This window comes from Lentilactobacillus sp., from assembly GCF_040773105.1.
GTDB lineage: Bacteria > Bacillota > Bacilli > Lactobacillales > Lactobacillaceae > Lentilactobacillus > Lentilactobacillus parabuchneri.
Map to the genome: position 1 here is coordinate 1 of NZ_JAXGWW010000144.1, position 5,169 is coordinate 5,169.

General features: G+C 46.6%; 6 protein-coding genes. 4 read left to right on the forward strand and 2 right to left on the reverse strand.

The window, feature by feature from the left end; translation table 11 throughout:
• Window positions 1-184: 184 nt before the first annotated feature.
• Genes thiF through AB3112_RS07940 form a run of 4 tightly spaced genes read left to right on the forward strand, consistent with a single transcriptional unit; the run spans window position 185 to window position 4,108 of the window.
• Window positions 185-832 carry a sulfur carrier protein ThiS adenylyltransferase ThiF gene (gene thiF / locus AB3112_RS07925; protein WP_084998263.1) on the forward strand — a complete coding sequence of 216 codons (648 nt, stop codon included), beginning with the start codon at window positions 185-187 and terminating at the stop codon, window positions 830-832.
• Between the two features lie 13 nt (window positions 833-845).
• On the forward strand, window positions 846-1,622 hold the full coding sequence (locus AB3112_RS07930; protein WP_057910151.1) for a thiazole synthase: 777 nt from the start codon (window positions 846-848) through the stop codon (window positions 1,620-1,622).
• 10 nt (window positions 1,623-1,632) lie between these two features.
• Window positions 1,633-2,853, forward strand: a complete 1,221-nt coding sequence (locus AB3112_RS07935) for a M20 family metallo-hydrolase (protein WP_367334244.1) — start codon at window positions 1,633-1,635, stop codon at window positions 2,851-2,853.
• Between the two features lie 16 nt (window positions 2,854-2,869).
• On the forward strand, window positions 2,870-4,108 hold the full coding sequence (locus AB3112_RS07940; protein WP_367334245.1) for a dicarboxylate/amino acid:cation symporter: 1,239 nt from the start codon (window positions 2,870-2,872) through the stop codon (window positions 4,106-4,108).
• A 186-nt stretch (window positions 4,109-4,294) separates the two neighbouring features.
• On the opposite strand, the gene AB3112_RS07945 is transcribed toward AB3112_RS07940, so the two are convergent.
• Window positions 4,295-4,540, reverse strand: a complete 246-nt coding sequence (locus AB3112_RS07945; RefSeq protein WP_057910154.1) for a hypothetical protein — start codon at window positions 4,538-4,540, stop codon at window positions 4,295-4,297.
• A gap of 70 nt (window positions 4,541-4,610) precedes the next feature.
• The gene (locus AB3112_RS07950) at window positions 4,611-4,955 is read right to left on the reverse strand and encodes a hypothetical protein (RefSeq protein ID WP_084974068.1); all 345 of its coding nucleotides are present in this window, start codon (window positions 4,953-4,955) and stop codon (window positions 4,611-4,613) included.
• Window positions 4,956-5,169 lie beyond the last annotated feature (214 nt).

Consider the following 5,169-nt stretch of genomic DNA (forward strand, 5'->3'; position numbering starts at 1 on the left):
GTAGTCTACCTGTAACCGCTTGGACTCGCTCACTTTCTTAGGACAGCTCCTCCAAGCAGAAATCTCCTTGTAAGCACCTCGGAAGCAAATCCCCAAAACCGGGGTATTTACTTCCGAGGAGACTTACAATCCGATTTCTAACCGCTTGGATCCGCTCACTTTATAAAAGGAGTCGATTAACAACATGCAGGAACCAGAAATTCAAGGATCAAGCTATAACGACGTTTATCAAGGCATGAAGGAACGAAACGTCAAAGACTCAACTGACAAGCTGGCCGCAGCCCACGTCACCATTGCCGGTGCCGGCGGATTGGGGTCAAACATCGCGATTGCCTTGACTCGAATTGGGGTTGGTCATCTGACCCTAATTGATTTTGACTCAGTCGAATTAAGCAATTTAAATCGGCAACAATTTAAGCTCAGCCAGGTTGGGATGCCAAAAGTAGTCGCTTTGAAACAAAACCTTCAAGAGTTTAATCCATTTATCGAGATCAAAACTCACCAGGTTAAAATCACCCACGACAATGTTAAAGAGTTGTTTGAAGACGCCGACATTATCTGCGAGGCTTTCGATAACCCCGCCGCAAAGGCGATGCTGCTGGATGCAGCTTCAGAATTTTATCCTGATAAGCCGATTGTGATGGGCACCGGAATGGCCGGGGTGCACAGCTCCAATACCATTACCACCAAGCATCCCCGAAAGAACCTCTATATTGCCGGAGATGGTGTCACGCTGGGCGCCGAAGGGTTAATGGCACCCCGGGTCATGATCGCAGCCGGTCATGAAGCCAACATGATCACCCGCTTAATTCTAGGAAACACAGAAATCTGAGGAGGATTTATTCATGGCAAATGAAAAAGATGAACTCATGATTGGCGGTCACGCCTTTACATCCCGGTTTATTTTAGGATCTGGGAAATATTCATATGATTTAATTGACTCGGCAATTAATAACGCGAAGGCCCAAATCATCACCATGGCCCTTCGCCGCAACACAACCGGAAAAGAAAACATTCTCAATTATATTCCGGAGGGCATCACGATTTTGCCAAACACGTCTGGTTCGACCAATGCTGAAGAAGCAATTCGAACGGCCCGCATTGCCCGCGAACTTAGCGGAAGTAACTTCATCAAGCTGGAAGTCGTTCCCGACAAGAAATATTTAATGCCGGATAACTACGAAACTTTAAAAGCAACTGAAGTTTTGGCCAATGAAGGCTTTATTGTCATGCCGTATATGCTGCCGGACTTAAATATTGCCCGTCAATTAGTGGACGCTGGCGCCGCAACGGTCATGCCTTTAGGGGCACCAATTGGAACCAATAAGGGATTATCAACCAAAGACTTGATTCAAATTTTGATTGATGAAATTGACCTGCCAATCATCGTCGACGCTGGAATTGGCCGTCCAAGTCAAGCTGCCGAAGCCATGGAAATGGGGGCAGCTGCGGTTATGGCCAACACCTCAATGGCAACCGCCGGAAATATCCCGCTCATGGCTGAAGCCTTCAAGCTGGCAGTTGAAGCCGGCCGCAAAGCTTATTTGGCTAAACCCGGCCGCGTCATCGAACATGGTGCGGTTGCCTCATCCCCACTCACCGGTGTCAGCGCCGCCAAGTAGAGGCAGCCAGATGACAACAACCCAATTAAATCAATTAGCACATCGCTTGAATCAAATTAATGATTTATCAAAAGGTGAGGTTGGCCAAAACCGACTGGTTTACTCTCCCACTTGGATCGCCGCACAACAGCAAATTATCCAGTGGGGGCTCGACCTTGGTTTTCAGGGAACCGTTGATGATTTTGGGACCGCTTATCTGGATATTCCCGGAAAAACGAATCCTGAACAGGTTATTGCGACCGGGTCTCATGTTGACACTGTCAAACAAGGGGGTCGATTCGATGGCCTTTACGGGGTGCTTGGTGGTCTTCAAGCACTTGAAAGGCTCCTGGACGATAATGGGCAACCTTCAAAAACGCTTCGTTTAATTTCCTTTAGCGAAGAAGAAGGCAGCCGCTTTCCGGAAACCTTTACCGGGTCCAAGCACTATACCGGCCAACCAATCAATTTGGCGATGCGCGATCCTGATGGCATCAGCTTTGATGCCGCCAGACGAGCTGCGGTTTCAAAGTTAGACCGCCCTGGGGTTAGCCACAATTTGCCCGCATTACCAGTGACCTTCACCGAACTGCACATCGAGCAGGGGCCGCGGTTAATTGACCACCACTTACAAATTGGCCTGGTCACATCAATTGTCGGCCAACGCCGGTTTACAGTCACTGTCAAAGGCATTGCCAATCATGCTGGAACCACGCCGATGAATGACCGAGCGGATGCCCTGCAGATGGCCGTTGACCTGATTTCCGACTTACGAAAAAACGCCCGTCAAGTGGATCCGCAACTGACATTTACCGTGGGTGAATTCCATGTATCACCTAATACGTCAAATGTCATCCCTGGACGAGTTGATTTCACGATCGACACGCGCCATGAAAAAGAAGCGGTCCTCGATCAGTTCGAACAAATACTTCATCAAGTGGTGGAAACACCGCGCAGTTCCAAGATTACCAGCAGTGTTAATCGCTGGGCCAAAAGTGACGCGACCCAACTTGATCAAGCCATGTTGGCCCGTAATCAAACGATTGCCGATCACTTGGGGTTCAAATCCAGCCAACTCGCATCCGGCGCGGGTCATGACAGCCAAATTATGGCCCAAATGACCAGAACCACGATGATTTTTGTCCCAAGCATTAATGGTATCAGTCACGCCCCGGACGAAAATACGTCTCAAGCAGACTTGGAGCGAGGCGTGACGCTGTTAACCGAAAGTCTCCACCAACAAGCCTATTAAGTTTGGGGGATACACTGTGAAACACATCAGTATAACGGCACAAATTGGAATTGGCATGATTGTCGGCGCCCTTCTTGGATTGGCATTTGGTCCAAAGATTGCCGGCATTCAGCTACTTGGAAATATTTTTCTACGCTTAATTCAAATGGCGGTCGTTTTATTAATTTTCGGAGCCGTTATCGAGGCCCTCGGCAGCTTAAAATCCGATCAACTGGGAAGATTGGGTGGCAAAACTGCCGGCTGGTTCTTGATCACAACTCTGTTGGCCGCCATGCTGGGACTGTTGATTGGATACGTCATCAACCCTGGCAGTGGCATTAAGCTGGCTTCCGTCAGCACAACGGGAACGGTTGCCAAGGCAACGACGAGTTTTAGTCAGACCGTCTTGGACTTCTTTCCCACTAACATTTTTGATGCCCTTGCGAAGGGAAATGTAATCCAAGTTATCATCTTCGCAATTCTGTTTGGAATTGTCCTCAACCGGGCCAATACCAATGGTCAATTCAACCAGGTCCTGAGTCTCGTCAAACAAGTCAACCAGCTAACTGTCAAGCTGGTCATGATGGTGATGAAGCTCGCTCCGATTGGTATTGCCGCGCTAATGGCCTGGGTGACCGCAACCTCCGGGATTAAGGTGATCCTACCGCTGCTCAAATTTTTAACTGCGTTTGGTGTCGGCAGTGTTGCCTTCTTGATTGTCCTGTTTGGGTTTATCAGTTGGTATGCAAAAGTACCGCTGAGAGGACTTGTCCGCGGTTTTTCGAGAATTATTCTGGTGGCGTTTACCACCACTTCTTCAGCAATCTCGCTTCCAATCGAAATGGAGGATGCCGAAGATCGGCTAGGGGTTGAAAAATCGATTAGCCAACTGGTTTTACCCTTGGGGATGGCCTTAAACAGCAATGGGCTGGCAATGTACTTGTCACTATCCTGCTTAACGTTGACCCAACTGTATGGACTGTCTGTTTCACCAGTATCAATGGTTAAAATTGTCCTGTTGTCCGTCATCGCCTGCTTGGGAACGGTCGTCGTTCCCGGCGGCGGTCTGGTTGCTTTGACAATTGTTGTTCCCACTTTGGGCTTACCAATGCAAAGTATTGCCATCCTGGCTGGAATTGATTGGTTCTCCGGCATGTTCCGAACGGTTTTAAACGTGGTTGGAGATACGACGACTGCGATTGCCGTCGCATCCGATGAGAATCTTCTGGACAGGAAGCTCTACGAACCGGTTCCTGAAAAGGTCGCAACCAAGTAACCATGGGGTATTTAACCAATTTAGATTTTGTAACAGATCACTTCTTCGATTTACCATAGTTTTTGAAACACTTTTCTAACCCACAAACAAATAGACTGGAAGCAAACGTTGGTTTGTCTCCAGTCTATTTGTTTGGTTTAAATTTGAAGTGTTTCCCGCTGATTCAAATTCGGCGAAAGGAAGTGATCACTCCCGGTGGCTAAATCCGCTCAGCCGCTCAATCGTTTCCTGCCTGAGGTAGTAAGGGGTAATTCCATCGTCAATGGCCTTGGTCAACAACCCCTGTGCTTCCTTTTGAGCGAGAATAGTCGGCACTTTCAAAGACATGACCGACTTATTAATTACCATTTGGTGAACGTCAACATCAGTCTTGTATTGAAGCTTCTTTGAACTTGTCTTTTTCTTTGATTTTTCGGTCTTTTCTTTAGCCATGAAAATCCCTCCTCACTACTCTATATAGCTCAATAATAGCAAATTAACAATTGAAAGTATATTCAAAAGACTAGTCGCGTTCCGGAACCTTCTCAAACTTTTCCCGGTACCATTTATCCCATGAACCTTCTACCAAACTACCGTTGCCATAATACTCTGGGTTAATTACTGAAATAACGTGTTTAAGGTCTTGACCGCGTTGTTCAAGTAATTCTTTTTTCATTTGCTCAGGAGTGAAGGACTCGTTCTCAAAAATATAGTGGTTAATATCAGCTAGATAATAATCAATCTTATATTCAGCCAAAATTTCCAGATCATTTTTCTTGAACCACCGAAGATAAAAATCGACAAAGTCTTCCACTGCTTTATTGCTGACTGTCTCATCTAACTTGTCGAAAGATACTACATCTGCCACAGTGCCACCTCCTCTTGTAATTCCATTATGCCACAAATCCTGTATCGGCGTCTAATTTAGTAGTATTATTAACTTGAATCCAAAATAATCAAAGGATGCGGATAAAATGTCAGACAGAAAAGTTTATACAGATTACTTTTTTGATGAACCTGCTTTCAATACTCACGATGGTGGATTTGTCCCATTAGAGGAACCCAAGACTCCTCAACAAGCA